25 protein-coding genes, 1 tRNA gene and 2 pseudogenes are annotated in these 26,576 nt (G+C 33.1%); 7 read left to right on the top strand and 21 right to left on the bottom strand.

The window, feature by feature from the left end; translation table 11 throughout:
- Window positions 1-76: 76 nt before the first annotated feature.
- The 3 genes from QOR44_RS03080 to aroA are packed head-to-tail and all read right to left on the bottom strand — an operon-like array spanning window position 77 to window position 3,295.
- On the bottom strand, window positions 77-1,450 hold the full coding sequence (locus QOR44_RS03080) for an LCP family protein (protein ID WP_000089337.1): 1,374 nt from the start codon (window positions 1,448-1,450) through the stop codon (window positions 77-79).
- A gap of 56 nt (window positions 1,451-1,506) precedes the next feature.
- Window positions 1,507-2,019, bottom strand: a complete 513-nt coding sequence (locus QOR44_RS03075; protein WP_001127193.1) for a shikimate kinase — start codon at window positions 2,017-2,019, stop codon at window positions 1,507-1,509.
- On the bottom strand, window positions 2,012-3,295 hold the full coding sequence (aroA, locus tag QOR44_RS03070; protein WP_000772014.1) for a 3-phosphoshikimate 1-carboxyvinyltransferase: 1,284 nt from the start codon (window positions 3,293-3,295) through the stop codon (window positions 2,012-2,014). Before aroA ends, QOR44_RS03075 begins: the two co-directional genes overlap by 8 nt.
- Window positions 3,296-3,523: 228 nt before the next feature.
- Here aroA and QOR44_RS03065 point away from each other — a divergent pair, with 228 nt between their 5' ends.
- Window positions 3,524-4,588 (top strand): DNA/RNA non-specific endonuclease, encoded by a 1,065-nt coding sequence (locus QOR44_RS03065; protein ID WP_141444630.1) that lies wholly within the window; start codon window positions 3,524-3,526, stop codon window positions 4,586-4,588.
- A 107-nt stretch (window positions 4,589-4,695) separates the two neighbouring features.
- Here the strand turns inward: QOR44_RS03065 and eno are convergent, their stop codons facing one another.
- Window positions 4,696-6,003, bottom strand: coding sequence for a surface-displayed alpha-enolase (eno, locus tag QOR44_RS03060; RefSeq protein ID WP_000022832.1), 1,308 nt, complete (start codon window positions 6,001-6,003; stop codon window positions 4,696-4,698).
- 197 nt (window positions 6,004-6,200) lie between these two features.
- On the opposite strand from eno, the gene QOR44_RS03055 reads away from it, so the two are divergent.
- Both QOR44_RS03055 and QOR44_RS03050 read left to right on the top strand, forming a co-directional pair.
- The gene (locus QOR44_RS03055) at window positions 6,201-6,656 is read left to right on the top strand and encodes a YueI family protein (protein ID WP_000137373.1); all 456 of its coding nucleotides are present in this window, start codon (window positions 6,201-6,203) and stop codon (window positions 6,654-6,656) included.
- A 12-nt stretch (window positions 6,657-6,668) separates the two neighbouring features.
- Window positions 6,669-7,154 (top strand): NUDIX hydrolase, encoded by a 486-nt coding sequence (locus QOR44_RS03050; RefSeq protein ID WP_000409124.1) that lies wholly within the window; start codon window positions 6,669-6,671, stop codon window positions 7,152-7,154.
- 20 nt (window positions 7,155-7,174) lie between these two features.
- On the opposite strand, the gene serB is transcribed toward QOR44_RS03050, so the two are convergent.
- From serB to QOR44_RS03015, 7 genes are all read right to left on the bottom strand, one after another.
- Entirely contained in the window at window positions 7,175-7,816 is a 642-nt protein-coding gene (gene serB, locus QOR44_RS03045) for a phosphoserine phosphatase SerB (protein WP_000589685.1), read from the bottom strand.
- A gap of 93 nt (window positions 7,817-7,909) precedes the next feature.
- Window positions 7,910-9,634 (bottom strand): septation ring formation regulator EzrA, encoded by a 1,725-nt coding sequence (ezrA, locus tag QOR44_RS03040; protein ID WP_000094341.1) that lies wholly within the window; start codon window positions 9,632-9,634, stop codon window positions 7,910-7,912.
- A 93-nt stretch (window positions 9,635-9,727) separates the two neighbouring features.
- Window positions 9,728-11,680 carry a DNA topoisomerase (ATP-hydrolyzing) subunit B gene (gene gyrB / locus QOR44_RS03035; RefSeq protein WP_000134196.1) on the bottom strand — a complete coding sequence of 651 codons (1,953 nt, stop codon included), beginning with the start codon at window positions 11,678-11,680 and terminating at the stop codon, window positions 9,728-9,730.
- On the bottom strand, window positions 11,681-12,241 hold the full coding sequence (locus QOR44_RS03030; protein WP_001106189.1) for an HAD-IA family hydrolase: 561 nt from the start codon (window positions 12,239-12,241) through the stop codon (window positions 11,681-11,683).
- Between the two features lie 118 nt (window positions 12,242-12,359).
- Entirely contained in the window at window positions 12,360-13,565 is a 1,206-nt protein-coding gene (locus QOR44_RS03025; RefSeq protein ID WP_000078931.1) for an FtsW/RodA/SpoVE family cell cycle protein, read from the bottom strand.
- 424 nt (window positions 13,566-13,989) lie between these two features.
- The gene (locus QOR44_RS03020; RefSeq protein ID WP_000027835.1) at window positions 13,990-14,178 is read right to left on the bottom strand and encodes a competence regulator inhibitor paratox; all 189 of its coding nucleotides are present in this window, start codon (window positions 14,176-14,178) and stop codon (window positions 13,990-13,992) included.
- A gap of 41 nt (window positions 14,179-14,219) precedes the next feature.
- Window positions 14,220-14,399, bottom strand: coding sequence for a CsbD family protein (locus QOR44_RS03015; RefSeq protein ID WP_000076709.1), 180 nt, complete (start codon window positions 14,397-14,399; stop codon window positions 14,220-14,222).
- 177 nt (window positions 14,400-14,576) lie between these two features.
- On the opposite strand from QOR44_RS03015, the pseudogene QOR44_RS03010 reads away from it, so the two are divergent.
- A pseudogene (locus QOR44_RS03010) lies at window positions 14,577-15,224 on the top strand (IS3 family transposase); the annotation flags it as partial.
- 51 nt (window positions 15,225-15,275) lie between these two features.
- Here QOR44_RS03010 and QOR44_RS03005 read toward each other — a convergent pair.
- The 5 genes from QOR44_RS03005 to QOR44_RS02985 all read right to left on the bottom strand — a co-directional run bounded on the left by QOR44_RS03005 (window position 15,276) and on the right by QOR44_RS02985 (window position 20,643).
- Complete coding sequence (locus QOR44_RS03005) at window positions 15,276-16,577, bottom strand: sensor histidine kinase (protein ID WP_000734168.1); 1,302 nt, start codon at window positions 16,575-16,577, stop codon at window positions 15,276-15,278.
- Complete coding sequence (locus QOR44_RS03000; protein WP_000699093.1) at window positions 16,574-17,227, bottom strand: response regulator transcription factor; 654 nt, start codon at window positions 17,225-17,227, stop codon at window positions 16,574-16,576. The genes QOR44_RS03005 and QOR44_RS03000 overlap by 4 nt, the downstream gene beginning before the upstream one ends.
- Before the next feature lie 96 nt (window positions 17,228-17,323).
- Complete coding sequence (locus tag QOR44_RS02995; protein WP_000594351.1) at window positions 17,324-18,700, bottom strand: ABC transporter permease; 1,377 nt, start codon at window positions 18,698-18,700, stop codon at window positions 17,324-17,326.
- The gene (locus tag QOR44_RS02990) at window positions 18,700-19,356 is read right to left on the bottom strand and encodes an ABC transporter ATP-binding protein (RefSeq protein WP_000353149.1); all 657 of its coding nucleotides are present in this window, start codon (window positions 19,354-19,356) and stop codon (window positions 18,700-18,702) included. Before QOR44_RS02990 ends, QOR44_RS02995 begins: the two co-directional genes overlap by 1 nt.
- Window positions 19,357-19,365: 9 nt before the next feature.
- The gene (locus QOR44_RS02985; protein WP_000594367.1) at window positions 19,366-20,643 is read right to left on the bottom strand and encodes an ABC transporter permease; all 1,278 of its coding nucleotides are present in this window, start codon (window positions 20,641-20,643) and stop codon (window positions 19,366-19,368) included.
- Between the two features lie 741 nt (window positions 20,644-21,384).
- On the opposite strand from QOR44_RS02985, the gene QOR44_RS02980 reads away from it, so the two are divergent.
- A complete protein-coding gene (locus QOR44_RS02980; RefSeq protein ID WP_000508795.1) occupies window positions 21,385-21,546 on the top strand; it encodes a TM2 domain-containing protein in 162 nt (53 codons plus the stop codon).
- Window positions 21,547-21,718: 172 nt separating this feature from the next.
- Here QOR44_RS02980 and QOR44_RS02975 read toward each other — a convergent pair.
- A pseudogene (locus tag QOR44_RS02975) lies at window positions 21,719-23,096 on the bottom strand (IS3 family transposase); the annotation flags it as partial.
- 5 nt (window positions 23,097-23,101) lie between these two features.
- Between QOR44_RS02975 and QOR44_RS02970 the strand changes: the two are divergent.
- Both QOR44_RS02970 and QOR44_RS02965 read left to right on the top strand, forming a co-directional pair.
- Entirely contained in the window at window positions 23,102-23,368 is a 267-nt protein-coding gene (locus QOR44_RS02970) for a hypothetical protein (RefSeq protein WP_001872365.1), read from the top strand.
- Window positions 23,369-23,403: 35 nt separating this feature from the next.
- Window positions 23,404-23,985 carry a site-specific integrase gene (locus QOR44_RS02965; protein WP_001865706.1) on the top strand — a complete coding sequence of 194 codons (582 nt, stop codon included), beginning with the start codon at window positions 23,404-23,406 and terminating at the stop codon, window positions 23,983-23,985.
- Here QOR44_RS02965 and QOR44_RS02960 read toward each other — a convergent pair.
- From QOR44_RS02960 to QOR44_RS02945, 4 genes are all read right to left on the bottom strand, one after another.
- Window positions 23,948-24,019 (bottom strand) — tRNA-Arg (locus QOR44_RS02960). The two genes, QOR44_RS02965 and QOR44_RS02960, sit on opposite strands and share 38 nt — an antisense overlap.
- Before the next feature lie 110 nt (window positions 24,020-24,129).
- Complete coding sequence (gene rplS, locus QOR44_RS02955; RefSeq protein ID WP_001068667.1) at window positions 24,130-24,477, bottom strand: 50S ribosomal protein L19; 348 nt, start codon at window positions 24,475-24,477, stop codon at window positions 24,130-24,132.
- Window positions 24,478-25,056: 579 nt separating this feature from the next.
- A complete protein-coding gene (locus tag QOR44_RS02950) occupies window positions 25,057-26,253 on the bottom strand; it encodes a voltage-gated chloride channel family protein (protein ID WP_000595709.1) in 1,197 nt (398 codons plus the stop codon).
- On the bottom strand, window positions 26,246-26,521 hold the full coding sequence (locus tag QOR44_RS02945; protein ID WP_000418127.1) for a chorismate mutase: 276 nt from the start codon (window positions 26,519-26,521) through the stop codon (window positions 26,246-26,248). Before QOR44_RS02945 ends, QOR44_RS02950 begins: the two co-directional genes overlap by 8 nt.
- Between the last annotated feature and the right edge of the window lie 55 nt (window positions 26,522-26,576).

Here is a 26,576-nt window from a genome sequence, read left to right as displayed (position 1 = left end):
TGAAGTCTTTAGTTTATACACTAAAGATAAAAATAGAGTGACAATAAATCACTCTATTATATCATAATTAAAAATGTTAACGCAGTCCCATTTTCTTTAGGATCTTTTTGTACTTAGCAAAATCAATTGTTAACCCTTGACCACCATACTGGTCATAATCATCTACCCAATCTCCTTCTCTTGGAATTGTCATTTGCTTAATACCATTTTTAGCATCTGATAAAATTGGAATGCCATCTGTTAGGACAAAGCTATAAGATAAATTACTTGAAGTTAAAGCATAGGCTTTACCGATAGCAGCAGAACCTGTAAAGAGACGACGTGGGTCTTTTATTTGAGAGACAATAGCTCTCATAACTTGTTGTTGACGTTGTGTTCGACCAAAGTCCCCATCATCGTCTTTTCTGAAACGAGCATAATTTAGAAGGGTCCTTCCATCCATGTACTGAATCCCAACCTTAATTTTTTGGCTAGGTACAACGCCATTTTTCATCCTTAAATCATCAGGAACTTTAACTGAATCAGCAGATTGTCCACCGACAAGTCCAAATTTAGCATTAATCTTGACACCATTAGGAAACAGTGTATCAATAGCATCTGCAAATGTCTCAAAGTCAACCATAACATAATATTTTATATCAATATCAAAATGATTTTTCAACGTTTGTCGAACATACTCTGCTCCTTTATGATTATCTTGTTCTCCCAAATTAAAAGACGCATTTAATTTCATATCATAGTAACCTTCCGTACTATAATTAGGAATATTGACTAAGAGATCTCGCATAAAACTCACCATCTTAACCTTATTATCCTTGTTACCAACATTAGCAACCATTATGGTATCTGTTCTCGCATCAGTAGATCTCTCGCTGACACGTTTATCACTACCTAAAATTAAGATATTAGTCCCATCAACAGCATCTTTTCCCTTAAAATCTTCAATAATTGCAGGGCTATAATGTGACTTCCCATTATTCACATCACGCATTCCTTTAACAAACATGAAAACCATACCTGATAAAACAATTAGTAATATAATACCTATGAACTTTAGGAAACCCTTAAATTTTTTTTTCTTTCTAGGGGGGGTTATAGCCTTTGGAGGGAAAGGCGCCATAACCTTCACCCTCTGTTTTTCTTTTCTGGCCCTTTGTTTTTTCTTCTTCGGAGCTCTCTCTTCTTGATAAATTGGTAAACCTTGTGAGGTTAGCTGAGGCTCTGAGTAAAAATCGTCATCTTGATAATAAGAATCAGAATAAGGTTCCTCATAATAAGAATTAGTTGGTGGACTTTCTGTCCTTCTCTGTGGTCGTACTGCTGTTTTTTTATAATGAAGGTACTGAAATTCCATCTTTTCACGTTCATTAAGATAATGGATGTTTTTTAAAAGATAGTTATATCGTAGCTCTTCATGATGATTTAGCTGACCGTAATTATTTCTTGACATATTTTCAGGTGATTTACTTTCAATAATAATAGTTCATACTACCAAACTGTGATAACTTAGTTAGATAAATTAACCAGTGACTCTCCAATTACAGTAGCTATTTTTTGTGGTGTAAGATAATCGGTATCAATAATCATATCAGACAAACCACTATAGAGTAACATGCGTTTTTGATAAATATCATAAAATTCTTCTTTTGAATGGTTTAAAAATAATGGTCTTCTATTCTTCTCATCTTTTTTTATACGATGATATAAGACTTCAAAACTTCCTGTTAAAAGAATATTATTATGACGATTTAAAGTTAAAAGACGACGATTTTCTTCAAGGAGTACAATACCTCCTCCACTAGCTATCACAAGTCCTTCATTTTTTTTCTTTAAAAGTTCGTTTAAAAATTGAGATTCTAAAGCACGAAAGGAGGCTTCTCCTTCTTCTGTAAAAAATCGGGAAATTGACATACCAATATGTTTTTCAATCAGACTATCCATATCAATTACTTCATTTTCTAAGCAGTTGGCAACACTAGTCTTGCCAACTCCCATGAATCCCAATAATACCTTAGGCATTAACTAATCCCTCCAAATGTTCTAAAAAGTTAGGATAGCTTGTATTAATAGCTTCTTCACCAGATAAATCTACTTCGCCTTCTTTGACCAAGAGAGCAGCAATAGCTATCATCATTCCTATTCTATGATCTCCATGACAATCAAGTGAAGCAGCGTGAAGAGGGGTATTACCACGTATAATCATACCATCTGCTGTAGCAGTAATATCAGCACCCATCTGTTTTAGCGATTCGACAACGACCTGAATCCGATCTGTCTCTTTCACCTTTAATTCCTGAGCATCTGCTATGACTGTGGTGCCTTGAGCTTGTGTTGCTAAAAGAGCAATAATAGGTAATTCATCAATCAGACGTGGAATCATAGCCCCAGAAATATGAGTAGCTTGTAGATGAGAGTAATCAACTGTAAGGGTTGCTGATTTTACTTGATTATCAACCGAAGATAACTTAATTTTTCCACCCATTTTACTGACGACATCAAGGATTCCAGTTCGTGTCTCGTTTATACCTACGTTTTCTAAAATAATATGACTGTTAGGAATAATAAGACCCGCTACTATCCAAAAGGCAGCACTCGAAATATCACCAGGAACTCTTATATCTTGTCCTACTAAGCTCTGACCGCCATTGAGTCGAATTTCTTTATCTTTAATATCCAAATGTCCACCAAATTGCCGAATCATGTCCTCAGTATGATTCCTTGTTTGCTCTTTTTCTACAATGAGAGATTCTCCCTTAGTTTGTAAAGCCGCAAAAATTAAAGCTGATTTTACTTGTGCAGAAGCTACGGGTAAATGGTAAAAAATAGGTTTTAATTTTTTTGTACCTTGAAGTTTTAATGGTGGTAAATCACGGTTAGTTACTCCCGAAATTCTAGCTCCCATTTTGCTTAAAGGCAATGCTATACGATCCATAGGTCTCTTTGACAAACTATTGTCTCCAACCATCGTCACTTCAAACTCTTGACCAGCTAACACACCTGCTATCAGACGCATTGAAGTACCAGAGTTTCCCATGTCTAAGAGATTATTCGGTTGTGTTAAACCTGCAAATCCTTTGCCATAGATAGTGATTATCTCGCCATCGTCTTCAATTAGAACCCCCATTTGTTTAAAAGCCTCTATAGTTGATAAAACATCCTCGCCTCTTAAGACATCAACAATTCGGGTAACTCCCTGAGATATACTCCCAAAAATAATAGCCCTGTGACTTATTGATTTATCGCCAGGAACACGGATGGTTCCCTTGAGAGTATTTGCATTAGTCAGTAATTTCATGATAACTCCCAAAATCTATTTTGCTATTATTGTATCATAATATATGCTATATTTTGAATTTTTTATTTATACTATAGCTCCTCTATATAGCTGTAACATCTTTTATAAATTAACTTCACATGTCATACATCATTATGTTATAATATTGTTACAAAAATCACATTTTAATTTTCAGAATGCATTTAAAAATAAACAGCTACTATTTTATGTTATTTTAGAGGTTAACAGATGAAAAGAAAACAGTTTATAAAATTAGGAATTGCAACCTTACTAACGGTTATTTCGCTTTACACACCAATAAACCTAGCTACAAATCATACCACAGAAAATATTGTTACTGCTCAAGAGTATAAAACAAAAGAGAATGGTACTTTACCTTTTAAACACAAACGACAATTGGTTTTAGGAGAGTTGGATGACAAAGGTCGTGCCACATTCGCACATATTCAGCTAAAAGTTAAAGATGAACCCAAGAAAAAGAGAGTAAAACGTTTAAAAACAACCCCTGTTGGATGGCACAATTTTAAATTCTATTATAATGATGGTACTCAAAAAGCTTGGCTAATGAGCCGAGGCAGTCTTATTTGCCACCAATTTAGTGGACTAAACAATGAAAGAAAGAATTTAGTTCCAATGACGAATTGGCTAAATACTGGAAACTACAATAGCACGAATTCATCTAACCCTGAGAGCATGCTATTCTATGAAAAACAACTAAAGACTTGGCTTTCGACTCATAAAAACTACTACTTAGATTATAAAGTAACACCAATTTATCAAAATAATGAACTAATTCCAAGAAAAATTGAATTAAAATATGTTGGTATTGATAAGACTGGGAAATTATTACCTATTTTTATCGGAAACAAATCCACTCAAGATCAATTCGGCATCAGCACTGTTACCTTAGAGAATACCTCACCAAATGCTACCATTGACTACCTCAGCGGAAAGGCTCAAAATACTGTCTTATCAGCTAAAGAACAAAGAAAACTTATCGCTAAGCACGAAGAAGAAAAACGACTTGCAGAAAAGAAAGCTGAAGAGGAAAAAGCTGCTGCTGAAACTCAGAAAAAACTGGAAGAAGAACAAGCAAGGCTTGCTGCTGAAGCTCAAAGGAAGCAAGAAGAGGAGCAAGCAAGGCTCGCAGCTGAAACTCAGAAAAAACAAGAAACTCTAGTACAAGAACAAACTAGTCAAGGCTACAAACGTGACTATAGAGGGAGGTGGCATCGTCCAAATGGACAATACGCTTCAAAAGCAGAAATCGCTGCTGCTGGATTGCAATGGTAGAACTGTTTATTATCAAATCAATTCTATTATTATAATGTGTACATAAAAACCATCTTGCATATGCAAGATGGTTTTTATTATATTTTCAACTGTTTAATAATCTGAGACTATTTTTTTAAGTTGTAGAATGATTTGATACCTTTGTATTGAGCAACTTCACCAAGTTGGTCTTCGATACGAAGTAATTGGTTGTATTTAGCAATACGGTCAGTACGTGATAATGAACCTGTTTTAATTTGACCAGCGTTAGTTGCAACTGCGATATCAGCGATTGTTGAATCTTCAGTTTCACCTGAACGGTGTGATACAACCGCAGTGTAACCTGCTTCTTTAGCCATTTCAATGGCTTCGAAAGTTTCTGTCAAAGTACCGATTTGGTTAACTTTGATAAGGATTGAGTTAGCAGCTTCTTCTTTGATACCACGTGCTAAGTAATCAGTATTTGTAACGAAGAAATCGTCACCAACTAATTGTACACGTCCACCAAGGCGTTCTGTAAGAGCTTTCCAACCATCCCAGTCGTTTTCATCCATACCATCTTCAATAGTGATGATTGGGTATTTGTTAACCAATTCTTCAAGGTAATCGATTTGTTCTGCAGCAGTACGAACTGCTCCACCTTCACCTTCGAATTTACTGTAGTCGTATACTTTACGTTCTGCATCGTAGAACTCTGATGAAGCACAGTCAAAACCAATCATGATTCCATTTTCGCCAGCTTCGTAACCAGCTGCTTCAATAGCTTTAAGAATAGTTTCTACACCATCTTCAGTACCTTCAAATTTAGGTGCAAATCCACCTTCATCACCAACAGCTGTTTCAAGACCACGTTCTTTAAGGATTTTCTTAAGAGCATGGAATACTTCAGCACCCCAACGAAGTGCTTCTTTGAAAGTTGGTGCACCAACTGGCATAATCATGAATTCTTGGAATGCGATTGGAGCGTCTGAGTGAGAACCACCGTTGATGATGTTCATCATTGGAGTTGGAAGAACTTTAGTGTTGAATCCACCAAGGTAGCTGTAAAGTGGTACTTCAAGGTAATCAGCTGCAGCACGTGCTACGGCAATAGAAACACCAAGAATAGCATTTGCACCTAATTTACCTTTATTAGGAGTTCCGTCAAGAGCGATCATAGCACGGTCGATAGCTTGTTGGTCGCGTACATCATAACCAATGATTGCTTCTGCAATAACGTTGTTTACGTTGTCAACAGCTTTTTGTGTTCCAAGACCACCGTAACGAGACTTGTCGCCGTCACGAAGTTCAACTGCTTCGTGTTCACCAGTAGAAGCTCCTGAAGGAACCATACCACGTCCGAAAGCACCTGATTCTGTATAAACTTCTACTTCAAGTGTTGGGTTACCGCGTGAGTCAAGGACTTCGCGTGCGTAAACATCAGTAATAATTGACATTACAATACTCTCCTTATGAGTTTTAATTTTTTACATATTCATAATATCATAATCTTTAGTTAATAACAAGGAAAAACCCAGTGAAACCGCTTTATTACGTGATTTTTGATAAAAAAATCACTAATTCTTTTCAAGTTTACCTGTGCTAATGCAACCCTTTTAGGTTATAATAAAATTAGCAAATTCAAGGAGAAATTATGACTGAACTTGACAATAAAATCCTACAAAAAGCAAGTGGTGAAAATCGTCTTGATCCTGATCAACAACGTTACTACCTTGGTACTTATAAAGAAAGAGTTGTGCTCCACTTAAGTTTAAAAGAGGCACAAGAAGAAAAGTTTCAACTTGCTATAACATCTGCTCTTAATAATCTGATACTTGAATATCCTAATCTTAGTTTAAAATTATCACCAAATCTCCCTACTGATGTTCAAATGTTCTACATGAAGTTAGCTAACCGTCTATCACTAGCTGCTACGATTGTTAATGAAGCAAATGCCAATTCTCCATTTGGTATTATTATACATAGTGATAAGGCTGAAAACGTTGAATGGAACGATTTTGAGACACAATTCCCTGATTTATTCAATTCACCAAAAAAAGAGGAGTCTCCTAAAAAAAGTCTATGGCAACATTTCTTTAGTCAAAAATAACAAGGAGGTCTAATGGAAATTTGGGATGCTTATGACCAATATGGGTTCATTACAGGTCTTACACTTAATAGGGATCAAAATATCCCACAAGGCTTATTCCACTTAGTTGTTGATGTTATCCTTTTTCATGAGGATGGTGACGTATTGATGATGAAACGGCACCCTAAAAAGAAAGCTTTTCCTGCTTATTTCGAAGCCACCGCTGGCGGATCTGCCCTTAAAGGAGAAAATGCTAAGCAAGCTATTCTAAGGGAACTCAAAGAAGAAACTGGTATCGTTCCTCAATGTCTAACCTTTCTTAATAGAGAGTGGTTCTCTGAGCGTTCTTACTTTGTAGACCATTTTATCGCAAAATATAATGGTGCAAAAGATATAATTACATTGCAAGAAGGAGAGACCGTTGACTATATCTGGTTAAAACCAGAATATATTGATTTATTTTTATCTAAAAACAAATTAATACCCTCTCAAATAAAACTCTTAAAATCCTTAATCTAAAAACTAGGCTTAATAAAGGCCTAGTTTTCATTTGCATCAATAATATCAAATACCTTAAGCAAATTTTTTTCATTAATCTGATACGCAGCTTCTTCTCTGACAATTGGTTTTGCACAAAAAGCAATTCCTACCCCAGCGGATTTGATCATTGGTAAATCATTGGCACCATCTCCCATTGCGATGGTTTGTGAAAGGTCTAAGTGATTTTCAGAAGCCCACTCTTTTAACTTTATTTTTTTCACTTCTTTAGTGACAATCTCTCCCTCAACTTCGCCAGTGAGAAAACCACCTTTGACACCAAGACGATTCGCTTTGACATAATCAACTTGTAATTGCTTAGCTAAGATATCAATCGTCTCGTGAAAACCTCCTGATACAAGACCAACTTTCATCTGACGCTTGTGACACTCTTTAATCAATTCATAAGCCCCTGGAGTAAAATGTATTGAGGATAATATATCTGTCAAAATAGTAACAGGCAAACCTTTAAGTAGCGCTACTCTTTTCTTCAAAGCTTCTTCAAAATCTAACTCGCCACGCATTGCAGCGTCAGTCAGTGCAGCAACCTGTTTCCCCACCCCTGCTTCAATAGCTAATAAATCAATAGCTTCTTCCATTATTAAGGTTGAATCAACGTCCATGACTAACAAACCTTTAATCATTTAAAACCTCCAAAACTTTTTTACTATTGTACCTTAAAATTAGCACCTTTCATAGATAGCAATTAAAAAAAGAAGAGTACTAACTCTTCTTTTTTAGAAACGAATACGTTCTTGTGTCTTTTCATAAGACGTCACAAAACGGTCAGTTACACCTGGTTCCACAGTCTCAAGTGCGTATGAAATTTCATCGAAAGATGCTTTATAGTTATGTTCAACTTCAAATAAGTACAAAGCTTGTTCAAAGCTCTTTTGCACATTTTGTTCAAAACTACGATAACGGTTTGAATACTGTAGTAACTGCTCTGTGAGAGTCGCATCTTGAACAACTAGATATGTAGCTTGCTCTAAATTAGCGATAGCATTTGTAGTCACATCATTTAAACGTGAAACAGCCTCAATATCAATACGACCGCGACTGAGTTCATTAATAAGTGCCTCAATTTGAGAACTTGTTGTAAAGAAAGTGCTTAAGAAGTCTTGCGGGATTCCTGGAAGATTGCGTTTTTCCATGAAACGTTTAATCATATGGAGCTTGTTAACATACTTATCCATATTTTGGCGTGCTCGTGTCTCAACGCTTTCAATAGTTTTAACGGCTTCAAAAACTTCCATTTGATTTTCTTCAACAGTAGTCAATGTTTTCAACGTACGCTCAAATAAAATTTGTAGATGAGTATAAGGTGAAGCTTCTTGACCAAAATTTTCTACAGAAGGTAAAACCTTTGTTTCAATTTCTTCCAAATCATTTGTGAAGGAACGTAAACTTAAGCTTTCATTTTCATTTAAGATATATTTAGCAGATAATCGTTTGATTTCATGCCCCAGTTGTTCATTGTTAGATTTTGCATGAGCAAGGAATTGAGGAATAATTTTACTATCCTTATGAGCTACTTTATAAGCAGCAATCTCACGTTCAAAAATATCATAAAGTTTATCAATTTTTTCTTGAATATGTTCATTTTCATCGCGAGCACGATCTAGATCCAAACTAACTAAACCATCTGAATTCGAACGAATAGCCTCACGAACTTCTTGAAAACGTTGTTCAATATCCTTTTCAGGGAAATGGTAGTTTTCCTCTAAAAGACGACGATATCCTGTCTCCAAATCATCTAACTGATCTGGAAAATCGTCTTCTAATTTAGCAACAATAGCTGGAATTTGTTCTGTAATTTGCCCTAAAGCAATCGTATGCTCCTCTGCTTTATTCAAAACTTCAGAAGCTTCAATCGGGTCACCAGTTGAGTTTAAGGTCACAAAATGTGAAAATTCAGCCTCGATATTTTTCAACTGCTTTTCAATTTCTGGCATGGTTGTCCCGTAATTATCTTCTTTTTCAGAAATTGATTTTTGAAGTGTTTCGTATAGGTCCAAAGCATGTGTTACACGGGCACTATTTTTCTCTTCTTGCTCTTTTAAAACTTCTAAAGCTTCACGAATCGAAACAATATCTTCTTCTATAATAGTTAGCTGACTATCAACATTATCAATCTCGTGCTTAGCACGCACAAAATTAAATGAATCATTAAGATTTTCAGCTTCAACTAAATGAAAATCAATATCTTTAAATGAATTAGTTGATAAATCAGTCCATTTTTGGTTCCATTCTCTAAAAGTTGATTGACTTTGGCCAATCAAATGAAGCAATTTGACTTGCTCAATCTCCTCTTGCACAGGAAGGTCAACTAACTCTTGTTTTCTAGTTTCTAAGTTTGCAATTAATGTATCATTACGTTTTCTTATTACGACGCCGACTACGTAGGCAATAATCACAAGCAGGACTATAGCCACAAGCAGCAATATGATTCCGCTCGACATTCAACTCTCCTTATAATGGTCTAATTTTCTAAAAATCTACTATAACGTTAAGATTATAGCATACTTGAACTGTTTTTCAAAGCTATCTTTGGACTAGATATCTAAGTTACTATAAACAGCATTAGCTTCAATGAATTCACGTCGTGGTTCTACTCGATCTCCCATTAGCATATCGAAAATCTTATCTGCTTCTGCTGCATCATCAACTGAGACACGTGCCATCAAGCGGTTTTCAGGATCCATTGTTGTTTCCCAAAGTTGATGGTCATCCATCTCACCTAGACCTTTGTAACGTTGTACAGTAGGTTTTGAACGTCCTGAACTATAGGTATCTAGAGCTTGACGTAATTCCTCTTCTTGATTGACCCCTGGCTGAATATAAGCTTTAATCTCACTTCCTACTTTGACACCATAGATTGGTGGTTGAGCGATATAAACATATCCTGCTTCCAAAACAGGTCGCATAAAACGATAAATCAGAGTTAAAAGTAAAGTTCTGATGTGAGCTCCATCAACATCGGCATCAGTCATAATGACTAATTTTTGATATCTGACTTTTGATACATCAAAATCTGCACCAAATCCAGTTCCCATAGCTGTGAAGAGACTTCGGATTTCTTCGTTTGCTAAAATTTTATCCATTGTAGCTTTTTCAACGTTTAGAATCTTACCCCTAATCGGTAAAATTGCTTGAAACTCACGATTACGTCCTGATTTTGCAGACCCTCCCGCAGAATCTCCCTCCACTATAAAAAGTTCATTCATCTCAGCATTATTAGATGAGCAATCAGCCAGTTTCCCAGGTAAGTTTGAAATCTCTAAGCCTGACTTTTTACGTGTTACTTCACGCGCCCGTTTTGCTGCAATACGGGCTTTAGATGCCAAAATTCCTTTTTCAACAATCTTCTTAGCTACTTGTGGATTTTCTAATAGGAATCGATTGAAAGCTTCGCTAAAGAGACGATTTGTAATTTTAACAACTTCAGAATTTCCAAGTTTTGTTTTAGTTTGTCCTTCAAATTGTGGATTTGGATGTTTAACAGATATAACTGCTGTTAAACCTTCACGAACATCTTCTCCAGTTAAATTATCTTCATTTTCTTTGAGAATCTTATTCTTTTTAGCGTAATCATTAATCACACGTGTCAAGGCAGTACGAAATCCTTGTTCGTGCGTTCCTCCTTCATGAGTGTGGATGTTATTTGCAAAACTCATAACAGTCTCTTGATATCCAGTAGTATACTGCATTGCTACTTCAACTGAAATACCATCTAATTCACCGTCAGTATAAATAGGATTTTCAAAAATCACTTCTTTGTTCTCATTGATAAACTCAACGTATGAACCTATACCACCTTCATAGTGATATTCTTTTTCAACTTCTTGACCTTCTCGCTTGTCTGAAATGGAGATTCTTAGTCCACGATTTAAAAAAGCTAATTCCTGAATACGTTTGGCTAATTTATCAAAATCAAATACAGTGGTTTCAGTGAAAATTTCTGGGTCAGGCGTAAAGTGAACTGTTGTTCCTGATAAGTCAGTATCACCGATAATTTCAAGATCATTAACAACAACACCGCGTTGGTATTCTTGATAATGAACCTTGCCATTTTTATAAACCTTGACATCTAATTGTGTTGACAATGCATTAACAACAGATGACCCTACACCATGTAAGCCACCAGAAACCTTGTATCCGCCACCACCAAATTTACCACCGGCATGGAGAACTGTAAAAACTGTCTCTACAGCTGGTCTTCCAGTTTTTTCTTGGATATCTACCGGAATACCGCGACCATCATCAACAACTGTAATAGAGTTATCTGGTTCAATGTAAACTTTAATATGTCCTGCAAATCCAGCTAAGGCTTCATCAATTGAGTTATCAACAATTTCCCATACAAGGTGATGAAGCCCTTCTTTCGAAGTCGAACCGATATACATGCCTGGACGCATGCGAACAGCTTCTAAACCTTCTAATACTTGAATCTGACTTGCGTCATATTCTTGAGCACGTTGTTCCATATTCTTTGTTTCTTCTGTCATTTACTCTATTATCTCCATCAATGATTTTGACCCATCGACTAATAAGGTATCAAAACCAGCCGATTCTCCTGCTTGCTTATCTATATCACGATCGCCTATTACTAAACAATTATCAATTTGGTATTTTTCTTTCAAATAAAGCATACTCTCGGGACTAGGTTTCCTTGAAAAGCCGTTATCAGCAGTCACTACTTCTGTAAAATAGTCAATAATTTCTGTTTTTTCCAGAATAACTATAACTTGATTATCACGATGAGACACCAAAAAATTACGACTACCTTGTCTTTGAATTTTCGCTAAAAGTTCTTTTGCCCCTTGGAATAGAATTGGTGTTTCCAAAACCTTAGCTTCATTAGCCTTATACTCTTTTAAAAAATCAGCTTCTTCAGGGATAAAATATGCAATTGCATCTGCTGTTGACTCTTTTAATTTTTGATACACACTATCGTGGTCTGCTTGATATCCAAATTCTTTCAAAGTCTCTACAAAAGCACGTGTGGAACTTTCGTAATTATCAAGTAGTGTACCACCCAAATCCCAAATATAATCATGATAATTCATGCCCTTTATTATATCATATTATTACGATTTTTTATAGCTACCACCTTACTTAATTAACTCACTCCTCTAAAATATTTCGATTATTAAAAGGCTGGATTATCTTTCCAACCTTTTTTTGTTATATACTACGATACTTCAAATGTGATCCATTAGCCTTGGCCTGACGAACTGTATTTTGATAAGACATGGATAAGACCAATCCAATTCCAATAAGATTACTTAGTAATGAACTTCCACCTTGCGAAATAAACGGAAGTGGGATTCCTGTTAGAGGTAATATACCAACTGCTGCACCAATATTTTCAAAAACATGGAAAACAATCATCATGATAAAACCAGTTGATATAAAAGTATAAAATTGATTATTAGATTCAATGGTGATCCTTAACATACGGTAAATGATAATGAGATATAACCCTAAAACAATCGCCGAACCAATGAAGCCAAAATTCTCAGCAATGACAGTAAAAATCATGTCACTTTCACGAACAGGAACCGAGAGCTCTAAAATATTAAAACCTTTACCTGTTACCCCGCCACTTCCAATTGATACCATACCCTGTGTTTGTTGATAAGCAATTGAGTCTGCAAAACTAAATGGATCAATCCAAGCAGATAAACGGTTGATTTGATATGTATCCATCCCCAAATTATAAAACCATTCCTTGCCGTTTGGTGAGATAAAAATCATCAAAAAGCTAGCTATAAAAAGAACGATAGTAGATAAAATTGGCAAGATTATCCACCAAGATATGCCCGATAAAAGGATTAAACCTGACAAAATGGCAAGGAAAACTAATGCTGTTCCTAAATCTTTTTGTAACATTAGAAGAATCATCACTGGCAATGTAACCAAACCAAACAATCCTAGCAACTTCCAATCATCTTGAAAAGTTTTGCGATTTTTCTGATGAAAACTAACAGTTATTCGAGATAACATTAAAATATAGGAAATCTTCATAAACTCTGACGGTTGAAACAAAGTTACCGAGCCAATGGTCACCCAATTTTTAGCACCTGTTGCCGCAAAAAGCTGTGGACTATAAAAAATTAAGGGAAGAACCATTAGGGTTAGTCCTAAAGCATACAGATAGGGCGTGGCTTTCCATAAAAATTCAGTACTGAAAAGCATAACGACAAATGCAATAATACACCCCATAATAATCCAAGACACCTGCTGAAACATCGCGATATAGATATTAGAAGGATAATCATTCATCGTTGCAACATAAATTGAGGCTAAACCAATCATTAATAAAAAAAATACTGGTATCACAACAGCATAATCAATTTGCCCTTTAAAATAGTTTGATTTTTGTGACATAGGACTTCCTTTTTTATTCATGGTAATTATTATAACATTTTTTCAGAATCTGACTTATATTTTTTGCAATAAAAAATGCAACTCAAATCATTATGAGTTGCAAATATTAGGAGATTGTTCTTCATCAGTAAAACAAAGAACATGAAAAGAAAAGTTTATTTAGGATATTTAAAGTATACAAAGTTCACCTTAAACAAAACTTAAATAATCTTATTTAAGTTTTGTTATTTTCTCAACACTAGTCTAAAGAATAAAATCCTTCCTAACATCTCAAAAAAGGTTTTAATATGTCCCCTGCCAACTTCTCTACCATTAAAATAGGATATATTAAAGGTTAAAATACACGATACATCCATAATAAAAAGCATATTTTTTTATTTTATTCTATTTTAAAATACTTTTTGGGGCGAATTTTGGTCCGTTATTATGATAACTTCCTCAGTACATCAAGCACTCTCTCAACTGTAACAACCTCTTCTTCTCTCACTTCTTCGTGTAGTAACACATAATCAAATATCTTTCCGTTTTTACGCACTATCGCTACTGTGTTCCCTGAAATATAGCCTTTATCAATCGCTTCTTTAAACTCATCTATATCTGTTCTGATAGACAAAAAGATAACAAATAACCGCTCGTTAAATGAGCGGTTATTTGTTACTTCAGTTTTTCTTTGACAGCATCTTTAGCATCATCTGCTAGTTCTTTGCCTTTAGCAATTGTTTTTTCGATAAATCCTTTTGCTTCTAACTCTTTATCACCGGTTATTTTGCCAAAGCCTTCTTTAGCACCACCTTTTGCTTGATCTAATTTTGATTTTAGTTTTTCTTGTGACATACTGCACCTCCTTATTATTTTTATTAATCATAACATCTATATCTTTCTTTAGCAAATAAAAACAAGAGTCGCTAGTGTCAGGCGACTCTTGTTTTAGTGATTATCTCATGGTTATGCGAGTATGGATGTATACTATAAAAATAGACAACACTTTGTGTGTTATAACCTGTTTTAAAAGACACAAAAATCTCTGAAGGAAGAATTTACCGTCTGATGAAGAATATGGCGCTCCCTAAAATGGCTACCGTTAAGACAAAAACAGCTCTTAAAAAGACTCAAAAAACGTATCCTCAAAACTTACTCAACCAGAAATTTAATCCTGATAAACCTAATCAAGTATGGTCTACTGACTTCACCTATATTTCTATTGGATATAAGAAATATGTCTATCTCTGCGCAATAATTGATCTCTATTCTAGAAAATATATTGCTTGGAAATTGAGTCATCGTATGGATGCAAAGTTAGCATGTGACACTCTAGAATTAGCTCTTAATAAAAGAAAGATTGAAGGAACACTTCTCTTTCATTCCGACCAAGGGTCACAATTTAAGGCCAGGGAATTTAGAAAAATAATTGATGACAACAATATCATGCATTCTTTTTCTAAACCTAGATATCCTTATGATAATGCCGTAACTGAAGCATTTTTCAAGTATTTAAAGCATAGACAAATCAACCAAAAAAATTATCAAAATATCAAACAGGTTCAATTAGACTGCTTTGAATACATTGAGAATTTTTATAACAATTACATCCCACATACGGCTAATCTAGGACTAACCCCTAATCAGAAAGAAGAAAATTATTTTAACGCAATAAAATAACACGGTTTTCTGTCTACTTATTTGACATTAGTCCAATAGTATGATTATTACTCAAGAGATTATTTTTATTTTAAATATAAAATAATTTTCACCATGTAATATTTCATACTTTATATTATACTTATTAAGTATATTCTTTACTATATTTAATCCTAATCCATTACTATTATCCAATTTTAGATCAAAACTAGCATCTAAAATTTTATTTTTATCATATGAGTTTTCTATAAGTAACCAATCATTAGCTATTTTGATATTAATTATTCCATTTCGATTAGTATATTTTACTGCATTGCTAATCAAATTAGAAAATACAATATTTAGTGCCGTTTTTCCTATATAAATATTATAGTCTAATAATTCCTTATTAATATTTATTTTTTTTTGATTTACTAAGATAGAGTATTTTTCTAATACTTCATCTAATGTATCACCAACATTTAAATATTCTTCATCATTATTCAAGTCTTTTATAGAATAAAAAGATAATATTTGCGAGACATTCTTTGTTAAGTTATCTACAATATTAATACACTCACTGATATAAAAGTCTCTATCTTTATATTTTCCGATATTATATTTCATATTCTCAAGTAATATCTTTAGGCTGGAAAGAGGAGTTTTAAGTTCGTGGGACGCCCCCTTAAAAAAATCATATTTCAATTTTTCTAACTTTAAAATTTCCTTATTTTTAAATTCCAAATCATTAATTGTATTCAATAAAGCACAATATAAGTCATTGATTTGCTGTTTTAGTTGTCCAATTTCATCATTAGAACTAATTTTCAATCTTGTTTCTTTGTCAAGTTTTATCATTTTATCAGTAACCATAGTTATTTCTTGTATATTGTTTTTTATAGATTTAGCATAAATTAAAGAAATAACAATGGAAAAAAGAAATGATATCGATAAAGAATATGGTAAAAACTTAAGGCTCAAGTCTTTCGCGTCTTTTTGCATATCAGCTGTTGAAACAAATTGAAGATGTATTTTTTTGCCATCATGAAGTTTAATTTCCCTTTCTTCAATTATTAAAGAATTACTATCACTTTTTACATTAACATTTATATTATCATTTATTTGTAATTCATTTTTGTTATTATTTTTTTTTATAAATACCTTTATGTCACTACTTTTAGAATAAAGCTCCAAAGTTTGGTCTAAATATTTTAACTCTTTTCCATTCATATTTTTAGAAATTTCATCTGCCATAATGTGGATTTTTACTTTCCTCGTCTCCAAATATGTTTTAGGAAAGATAAAAAAGAATAATGAATGAACTAATATAATTAGTATTCCAAGAATAGAAAATATTTGTATGAACATTTTTGGGAATATTTTTAATTTCTTCATTTTCTCTCCAATTTATATCCTACATTTCTTATAGTAGTTATACAGTCTAATTGTAATTTTTTTCTAAGTTCTTTTATATATACATCTACTACTCGATCATAAGGGATCTCTTCGCTATCCTTCCAGACATAATCAATAATTTGCATTCTTGTTAAAACTTGTCCATCATTATCCAATAAACATTTTAGTATTTCGAGTTCTTTTGCATTTACATCTATTTTTTCATCATTTATTTTAGCTGTATAACTATTAAAATTTACCGAAAGATTCTTATATTCAAACTTCTCTAAATGTCCAAAATTCTTCTTAATTAAAGAATCTATTCTAGCCTTTAAAACAGGCAATGAAAATGGTTTTTCTACATATCCATCTACTAAATTAGTAAATGCATCAATTTTATATTCTTCATCACTAAATGCAGTCAAAATTAGAATTGGTAAATTGCTTTTCTTTCTAATTTCTTTCAACACTTCTAAACCATTTATAAAAGGTATCTGAATGTCTAAGATAACCAAGTTTATATCACTATTAAATTTTGACAAGGCTTCCCTTCCATCTTTAGCCTGAATAACAGTATATCCAAATTCTGAAAGGTATTCACTTATTCCCTCTCTTATCAACTTATCATCTTCAACAGTTAATATTTTCATAGATACCTCCATTTAAATCTATACATAATATTATACAGTATATTATTTGATTTTTATAAGTCAAAAAACATTCGGTGATATAAATCACCGAAAATTTTAATTATTATCAATTAATAACTCTTTTGGATTCTTTCTTAATGTATAAATTGAAGAAAGAATCAATGATACAAGAAGTACAAAACTCATAAATATAACTACATAAATTATGAATTTAGGTAATACATTTATATCTAAACCTGAAAGAGTCTTGTTGAATCCTTCAGCTTCTGCCCCCCCGCCTAATTGACTAGATGCAGATTGTCTAGCTATTTGTTTAGCTATATCGCCAGTAACTTTATTCAATATATTATTCCCTAGCTTATCAGCTGTATATTGAGCTAAGAAATAAGATCCAAGAAGTGCGGGAATGGATATAAATACCATCTCGATTATAAATTGACCAAAAATTTCTAATTTAGATATACCTAATGATAGTAATACTGCTATTTCTTTCTTTCTGGCATTCATCCATAAGAAAAGTAATAATGAAACTACAACTCCTGCAAATATTAATGAGCCAACAAATAATTTGTTTGAAATAGAATAGATACCGGATATAGATTGTTGCAGCGCAGGATAATTTGATGAACTTTTAATCAAATTATATTCTCTCCAATTTATATCTAGTTTCCCAAGATCTTTTATTACACTATCAAGATTCTTATCACCTTTTACAAAGAATGTTGCATCTTGGTATACGGCTGTATCTTCTGTATTACCATAAACTTTAGCAGCTGAATGAACGTCAGTGATTAGTGTATTTTCGTATAGTTCTTGTGCTGCACTTACCCCACCGCTATTATGACCATCAAATAAACCTTTAATTTCTACTTCTACAGTTTCATTTGCAACTTTTTCATTGTCAGCATCAAACAAATTAGATTTTATTTTTATTTTATCTCCAACTTTGAGATTGTTTTTTTTTGCCAAATCTTTATGCATTAAAATTTTATTTTTATCTTTATTTTCTAAATGCTTTCCTTCTACTAACTTATATGCTTCTGATACAAATTTTGTTTCTTTTGCTGAGTCATTAACCCCTGTTAACATAACTGTTCTCTTAAAATTCTTTGCTCTTTCAGGTGATTGATTTGCAAGTGTATCTTGAGTTTCAATTATATCATGATCAACTAGGTCTGCGACGCTGTTTATTCTTTTTACATAGGAGTCTATACTGTTTGTTTGAGATATCTTTTTAATATCTTCACCTTTTACATTTCCTCCACCCCTAGGTGTTCCTGGATTTACTTGTCTATTTATTTCCATAGAAAAACTGTTTGTTATATTAGCAAATGTTTCCTTAGAAGCTCTATCTGTGGCATCTTTAATAGATAAACTAATGATGCTTAAAGTTGCCATTGATAGAATAACTAATATAATAATTAATGATTTTAAGCTTTTTCTAGTTACATAAGCAAATGCATTTTTTATCATTATTCAACCTCCAAATTCATTTTATTTACTTTTTTCAACTTTTTACCACTTAGTTCTAAAATGATATCCGCAGAATCTGCTACTTCCTTACTATGTGTTACAACTATTACACATTTATTTCTATCTTGAGCTAATTCCTTTAATATATTAATTATTTCTCCAGCAGTAACACTGTCTAGGTTACCGGTAGGCTCATCAGCTAGTATTATTGGGGCATCTGATACCAGTGCCCTAGCAATAGCTACCCTTTGTTGCTGACCACCAGATAATTTCATAACATTTCTTTTTATTTGTTTTTTATCTAAACCTAATTCGAACAAGATACTCTCATCTACTGATTTATTTACTAGTCTAATATTTTCAATCGGCGATAAATAATCTATTAAATTATAATTTTGAAATACCAAAGATATATTATTTTTTCTGTGATTACTATATCCTTTCTTTTCTATATCTTCATTCTTAAACAAGATTTTTCCTGTTTGAACTTTATCAAGTCCTGCAAGTAAGGAAAGAAGTGTGGATTTTCCTGTTCCTGACTTCCCTACTATCGCATAAAACTTTCCAAGTTCAAATTTTTGATTTACTCCTGACAAAACTTTTTCTTTAGAATTTGCGTAACTGTAATTTACATTCTTTATTTCTAATATATCCATTATTTGCTCCTAACTTATTTTTGATAATATTTCTTTTGGTTTCTTAAATAATATTAATGAAGAGGCCATTACAACTGATAAAACAATAATACTTATTAATATTAAATAACTTTCTGCAAGTGTTGTTATGTTTAACATAAAACTGCTTTTATTTATTAAACTTCCACCGAAAATCATTGAGTTCTCTGAGTTAATAAATCCTTCTACAATTACTTTTAATAGTAGATTCCCTAAAAATAAGGAGGATATTATACTTGGTATTGATATGAATATTAACTCAAATATAAATTGCCTTATAATTTGTATCTTAGTTGTTCCAATAGATAAAAATATACCTATTTCATAAATTCTTTCTCTTAACCATAGAATCAAGATTAATGAAAGAACAACTATTCCACCTAACATAATCGAATAAGTCATTATTTTAATTATATGTTTTATTCCACTCACTGACTCTAAAGACTCTTCGAATGCTTTATTATCTTTCTTAATAGAATACTTTGACTTATCAATTTTAAAGTCTTTCAATTTGTTTAAGGCAAGCTCTGTAGATTCTAAACTACCAGAATACATTAAAATTTTATTTGCAATTCTATTATTCTCTGATTTATTTAATATTTCTTGGCTAGTTGAATAATCTACAAAAACCATATTTTCGCTAAAATCAGATGATAATCCTGTATATGTTTCCTGTTTTTTACCAGAAAAGATTCCTATAATTTTAAATTTATGACTTTTTATTTTTCCACTTTTTTCCGTATCTAGTAATTCAAGATCAATTTCATCACCCAATTTTAGTTTGTTTTGTTTAGCAAATTCTTCATGAACAAGAATTGAATTCTTATCATTTTCTTCTATATTTTTTCCTTCTTTAAAACTAAATACTCCACTACTAAATAAAAGATTTCTTTTAGTATTACTTGTAGCTTCTAGTGAAACAACATTTTTAAATTCGTCAGATAAATCTTCTCTATTTATACTTTGCTTACCACTAACTACTTTAAGATCTTTCAATTTTGCTAATCCATCATATTGAAATATTTTTTCTTCAACCTCTTTTATTTTTTCAATATTCTTAAATTGATTAATATTAAAATATTTACCATCTTTTTTTGTAATTGATATTGAAGAATTAGAACTTTCATATAAAGCCTTTTCTATTTCATTACTTGATTTCATTATTGTTAAACATGAATACAAGCAAGAAAGAACAATTGTTAAAATAGCAAATATAATAAGTGTTCTATTTTTTTTTCTGGTAATATATGCTATAGCATTTTTTATCACTTCCTAATTACTCCTCTCTATTTTTACTCCGCAACTATTGCATCCACTGGATTAATATTTTTACATCGCCTACAACTAATGTTTTTAAAACTATTTCCATTAAAATTTCTTCATTTGACAAACTATCTCAATGATAGAGCTGTTTATATATGAAGTTACTGAATTTCGTATCTATTTATTCAAAGGAAAATCTCAAATAACTCATTATGAAGAATGCGATACGAAATCTAATTCTCATGTTTATATAGTTTTATTATCAAAAACTACCTAATGCTCTATTGAAAAAACTAGACTTAGGGTAGCGATGATAAACAATGAACTGATGTCTGGTTAAGGAAATAGTTATTAAGCAATACAGATTTTATGATGCATACTGGCTGTTTCAATAATCATCCCGTACTTGACAGTACCTATCTAATTTTACATAAGTTCACCTCCCAATTTAGCTTACAATAAATAGACATTTAACTCTTAAAGCGAAGAATTACGTTTACTAGTAAAATTATCAATCTATAAGTTACTAGACACCAGTGACAAAATAGTGTTGCCTAAATACTAGATTACATACCTTTTATGAAACGTTTATGAAATAAAATTTTTTCCATATTATATTAATTTTTTTATTTTCAAAAGAGCTATGCTAATTTCTTTTATCCCTTACTCTAATCCATTTATATGAAATTCAGTTGTAAAAATAAAGTCTTATGCTAACATAGTAGTTTATGTTTTATTAACGTTCTTTTGGGCGGCATTGGAGCGCATAAATTTTACGCAGGAAAAATAGGCCAGGTTTTTTTATATATTATTTTTAGTATTACCTTTATTCCTGGAATTATCGACCTTATCGAAGCTTTGATGGCTCTCGGAAAACAAACTGATGAATATGGAAATATCATCGTTTAATGAAACAAAAAGCCTCACGCTCAATTTTTGGTCGAGGAGAGCGTGAGGCAAGACAGTATAAGAAATAAGCATTAAATGGCTCGTTTTCTTGTAGCTATTTTAGCAAATTTAGAAAGGTTAAGCAATCTGAACGGCTCCCTGTCAAGTAGACAGTCAAATAATAAAAGATAAGTTATGCAACCTGATTCCTGAATTCTAGAGGAGTCAGGTTGTTTAATTTTGATTGATAACGTTGTGTGTTGTAGAATTCGATATAACGTGCCACATCATTGACCAACTCATCATAAGAGTTGTATTTCTTAAGGTGGTAAGACTCAGTCTTGAAAAACCCAAAGAAACTTTCAGTTGGTGCATTATCAATACATTTGCCAATCCGGGACATGGATAAGGTCAGACCAGCTTGTTGTATGATATAACGGTATTCTTTGGAAGTATATTGACTACCTCAATCGCTATGGATGATAGGTGTGGCTCCTGGATTGAGCTCTAGCCCCTTTTTAATGGTCTTCATAACAAGTGGATTTCATTGTTGTGACTAATCTCATAAGCGATAATAGAACCGTTATACAGGTCTTTAATCGCACTGAGATAAGCTTTAGCTCCCAGACCGTATTGAAGATAGGTGACATCTGTGCACCATTTCTGGTTATGAGCTGTGGCTGTAAATTCACGATTAAGAATATTTTCTTCGTAAAATCTGTCACAAGCTTTTGTACAAGCATGGCTAACACGACGAATGACTGAACTAATCCCCAGAATGTTCATCAATCAACGAATCCGTTTCTTGTTTTAAGTTGTCCCAAGTTGACGATTAATAAATGTTGTCATACGGCGATAACCTAAGATACCATTGTAGAGTCTATGAAGTTCCTTGATTTTAGCCATTAGCTTTGTATTTTTTGTCTCAAAATCTGTTTTTTGACGATTGAGCCACTTGTAATAGCCTGAACGAGACCCCTTCAAGAGTTGGCATAAGGCCTGAATAGGCACATTAGATTCCTCATCGTAATAATTCTTGATTACTTGGAACTCCGCTAAATGCTTACCTAGTCTTACCGTCTGTTTCCTCGTTTGATGTCTTCTAACTTTTTTAGTAAACTAACCTCGATTTCTAAGAGACGATTACGTTCCTCCAATTGTTTAATCTTGAGTTAAAGTTGCTCAATCTCGGTTAAATCAGGCCTACTCTCCAACCCTTTCACACGTCTATCAACCAAACCTTGTGAGCCATTCTTCTCAAGCTTACGCACCCAAGAATAAATTTGTTGGTAGGAAACACCAAACTTCTCAATAGCTGCTTGATAGTCTTTCCCATGGGCAATGGTGTAGTTAACAATCTCTACACGTTCTTCAAATGTGGCTTGCCTTCCTTGTTTCATACGGCTATATCCTCTACTAGTGGCTTTCAAGTCTTCACCACTAGTATACCGTTTTATCCACTTTTGGAGAACAGAGCGACTTGAGATATCATACCATTTACAAATATCTCTAAGAGAGCCTTTTCCATCAAGGTAGCCTTGAACACCCTGTTCTTTAGCTAATGTGGAGTATATCAATGGCGTATTTCCGTAAACGCGACAACGGGTGGGAATATCGAATATCGTATAAACATATAATAGGAAATATATTACTTTGCAATATTACTTCCACTAAATATCAACAAGTCATAAATCATTATAGTCAAACGCATGTGCAAGATACAGTAAAGCGTTTTAACATACATGTAAAAGCCTGCGTATCCATGGCTGTTCACGAGGGATATATAGAAAAAAATTTTTGTTTATTCACTAAGGTTAAAGCAAAAAATAAGGGGCGTAAATAGAGATAAAATTTCTTGAAACCAATGAATACTTACGCTTGATAAAAATTTGTAAAGAAAAATCACAACATCAATCGTATGCAGCGTTATACCTCATCGCTAAAACTGGCATGCGCTTCGCTGAATGTTTAGGTTTAACAGTTAATGATATTGATTACACTAACAAATATTTATCAATTAATAAAACTTGGGATTATCATTTCAACCAAAGATACCTGCCAACAAAAAACAAAAGTAGTATCAGAAATATACCAATTGACAATGATACATTATTTTTTTTGCATGAATTTACAAAAAATAAAAACGACAGATTATTCGACAAACTTTCAAATAATGCAGTCAATAAAACTATCCGAAAAATAACTGGTCGCGAGGTACGAGTGCACTCTCTCAGGCATACATTTGCAAGCTATCTAATTTCCATCTCTCAAGTTTTAGATCACGAGAATTTAAATATCACTTTAGAAGTTTACGCACATCAATTACAAGAACAAAAAGATAGGAACGATAAACTTAATCAGAGAAATTTGGGGCGGATTTGGGGCAAAATAGCTCTAAACCGCTATTTACATGCAATGAATATGTCCCCTGCCGGAATCGAACCAGCAATTACTCCTTAGGAGGGAGTTGTTATATCCATTGAACTAAGGGGACCTAGTAAAAAAACTGCCCACAGGCAGATTTTTTACGTCTTGGTTGTCCAGTTTTAAAACATAGTTACTATCCTCAAACAACCAAGCATTTTTAAAATCTGATCATCAAAATTAACGACGGATTTCTTTAATACGTGCAGCTTTACCTTGCAATGCGCGTAAGTAGTAAAGTTTAGCACGACGTACTTTACCATAACGAACAACTTCGATTTTATCAACACGAGGAGTGTGAATTGGGAATGTACGCTCTACACCGATACCACCAGAAATTTTACGTACTGTGTACATTTCTGAGATTCCTTGACCTTTACGTGAGATAACAACACCTTCAAAGATCTGAATACGTTCGCGAGTACCTTCGACAACTTTAGCGTGAACACGTACAGTATCACCAGCACGGAACTCAGGGATATCAGAACGAAGTTGACCTTCTGTCAAACTTTGAATTAATGGATTCATTTTTATTCTCCTTCTCTTACTAATCTTAAGTACTTGTCTCAGCGGATTAGCCGTTTTTTGTGCGTCCATCACACACTCTCACAATTCTACCAAATTTTAACCTACTTGTAAAGCTATTTTATCTAGAAGAACAAGGTGTCATCCTTTAGAATAGTTATTTGTATATTATTTAAATTTGATTTACTGTTTCTAGGTTAGCTTTTTTCTGATTTTTGAGAGTTTAATTCATTTAATATTTGATTTTTTAAGCTACGTTTTCTATATTAGCTTTCGTGTCACTTAACTCTTTCCCATAAAGTTGAAATCCACATCAACTTTTTATCTTATAATGCATTTCACCATCGCGACTTAAATGCTTGTAGACATTATCCTAACCTAAGTTCCTACACATTCAATTGGATTTTACAGTATTTTAATGACAATCATAAAATCAATTTCTTTGAAGAAATTATATTAGCCACATAATTTTTGCATTCATAAAATTGACAAACTCCATTTTTATAAACTTTAAGAGAATAAAAAAGAGAACGGAATATTCCGTTCTACAAACTGATAAACTCTTTTAAAACTCATCACTAACTATCTAGATTGAGCACCATAAATCGTATGAGCATGTGATATGGAATAAGCAACAAGACATACAATAACAAAATAAGGAGTGTTGGCAAAGCCAAAGACTTCGCCTCCTATTAAGATAGGACCTAACAGAGTATTCGTTGCACTCCCAAAAACGCTAGTATAGCCTAAAGCAGCAACTAAAATAACTGGCAAACCTAAAATGGGCGCAATAATCACTCCTAAACTTGCTCCGATTGCAAATAAGGGAGTTACTTCTCCTCCCTGATAACCTGCAGCCAAAGTAATAACTGTCAAACACAATTTTAACAACCATTCATAATCATAAAGGTTCTTATTAGTGAAGCTAGCCTCAATTAGATTTGTTCCCAGTCCTGAATATCGTCCAAAATGGAAGATAAACAATAAAAAAGTAGCTAACAATCCAAGTGTGAAAATCCGTTTATATGGGTTTAGCAACCTACTAGAAGCAATTAATTTAGCTTTAGCCAATAAATAAGCAAATAAATTACCACACAGACCAAAACATAGTCCTAAAACCAATAATTTTAGAATAATATCTGGTGTTAACGCCATTGATGTTGCTATACTATGAGAAAATTTTTCTAAACCTAAAGAATGTGAGACGAAATTTGCTGTCAGGGCAGCAATTAAACTTGGTAATACATACGAAACCATTAAACGACCTACTACCAAAACTTCAATCGCAAAAAAAGTAGCAGCTAAAGGAGTCTGAAATAAACCAGCAAAACCTGCTGCCATTCCCATTACTAGGAAAAGTTGAGAAGCGTTTTGTAAACGGCAATATTTTTGAAAGTAGTGTGAAACGGTAGCCCCAATCTGTACAGCAACCCCCTCACGACCTGCACTACCACCAAATAAGTGGGTTAACCAAGTTGTTAATATCACGAGAGGAACAAGACGTTTCGGAATAGTCTCCTCATTACCATGACCTACTTCAAATACCAATCCCATCCCTTTAACACTCTTACCCCCAAATTTTTGATAGACAAAAACTATAAATAAACCAACAATGCTAAGAAAAGGGAGTAGGTAAGCTATATAATCACTTCTAAAGGCTGTCAGGAATAATAGAACACGTCCAAAGACTGCTGTAATAGCCCCAACCACACCACCAATTAGTAAGCTAAAACCTAAAACAAGTACGTACTGAGCATAATTATCAAATCGTTTAATCACCGTCTACAATATTCTCCTTTTGATAAACACGAGATTCTGTCATAATGTCTTTGAAAGTTGCTCGTATCACATCGTCAAATTGATGGTTTTGGACTTTCTTCAATACATTGTTAAGCACTTCGTTTTCACGATTATTATCTAAAACTGGAAGTCGATGTTTCTTTTTAAATGCTATGACCTCTAAAATTAGACCCATTCTAGTTTCTAAAAGGCTTACTAATTGCTGATCTATTTCATCTATTTCTTGACGAATCTCTTCTAATTCCATATCTATATCTCATATTCTAGTTACAAAAGATGGTAAAAAAGTTAAAAAGACGACT

Source organism: Streptococcus agalactiae, assembly GCF_949788565.1.
In the GTDB taxonomy this organism is placed as follows: Bacteria; Bacillota; Bacilli; order Lactobacillales; family Streptococcaceae; genus Streptococcus; species Streptococcus agalactiae.
The sequence above is the reverse complement of the archived record's forward strand: the minus strand, read 5'-3'. Positions and strand labels throughout refer to the sequence as shown.

Coding starts and splice junctions, on each gene's coding strand:
- QOR44_RS03080 (WP_000089337.1), bottom strand. CDS start 1,450: ATGTCAAGAAATAATTACGGTCAGCTAAATCATCATGAAGAGCTACGA.
- QOR44_RS03075 (WP_001127193.1), bottom strand. CDS start 2,019: ATGCCTAAGGTATTATTGGGATTCATGGGAGTTGGCAAGACTAGTGTT.
- aroA (WP_000772014.1), bottom strand. CDS start 3,295: ATGAAATTACTGACTAATGCAAATACTCTCAAGGGAACCATCCGTGTT.
- QOR44_RS03065 (WP_141444630.1), top strand. CDS start 3,524: ATGAAAAGAAAACAGTTTATAAAATTAGGAATTGCAACCTTACTAACG.
- eno (WP_000022832.1), bottom strand. CDS start 6,003: ATGTCAATTATTACTGATGTTTACGCACGCGAAGTCCTTGACTCACGC.
- QOR44_RS03055 (WP_000137373.1), top strand. CDS start 6,201: ATGACTGAACTTGACAATAAAATCCTACAAAAAGCAAGTGGTGAAAAT.
- QOR44_RS03050 (WP_000409124.1), top strand. CDS start 6,669: ATGGAAATTTGGGATGCTTATGACCAATATGGGTTCATTACAGGTCTT.
- serB (WP_000589685.1), bottom strand. CDS start 7,816: ATGATTAAAGGTTTGTTAGTCATGGACGTTGATTCAACCTTAATAATG.
- ezrA (WP_000094341.1), bottom strand. CDS start 9,634: ATGTCGAGCGGAATCATATTGCTGCTTGTGGCTATAGTCCTGCTTGTG.
- gyrB (WP_000134196.1), bottom strand. CDS start 11,680: ATGACAGAAGAAACAAAGAATATGGAACAACGTGCTCAAGAATATGAC.
- QOR44_RS03030 (WP_001106189.1), bottom strand. CDS start 12,241: ATGAATTATCATGATTATATTTGGGATTTGGGTGGTACACTACTTGAT.
- QOR44_RS03025 (WP_000078931.1), bottom strand. CDS start 13,565: ATGTCACAAAAATCAAACTATTTTAAAGGGCAAATTGATTATGCTGTT.
- QOR44_RS03015 (WP_000076709.1), bottom strand. CDS start 14,399: ATGTCACAAGAAAAACTAAAATCAAAATTAGATCAAGCAAAAGGTGGT.
- QOR44_RS03005 (WP_000734168.1), bottom strand. CDS start 16,577: ATGAAGAAATTAAAAATATTCCCAAAAATGTTCATACAAATATTTTCT.
- QOR44_RS03000 (WP_000699093.1), bottom strand. CDS start 17,227: ATGAAAATATTAACTGTTGAAGATGATAAGTTGATAAGAGAGGGAATA.
- QOR44_RS02995 (WP_000594351.1), bottom strand. CDS start 18,700: ATGATAAAAAATGCATTTGCTTATGTAACTAGAAAAAGCTTAAAATCA.
- QOR44_RS02990 (WP_000353149.1), bottom strand. CDS start 19,356: ATGGATATATTAGAAATAAAGAATGTAAATTACAGTTACGCAAATTCT.
- QOR44_RS02970 (WP_001872365.1), top strand. CDS start 23,102: ATGGCGTATTTCCGTAAACGCGACAACGGGTGGGAATATCGAATATCG.
- rplS (WP_001068667.1), bottom strand. CDS start 24,477: ATGAATCCATTAATTCAAAGTTTGACAGAAGGTCAACTTCGTTCTGAT.
- QOR44_RS02945 (WP_000418127.1), bottom strand. CDS start 26,521: ATGGAATTAGAAGAGATTCGTCAAGAAATAGATGAAATAGATCAGCAA.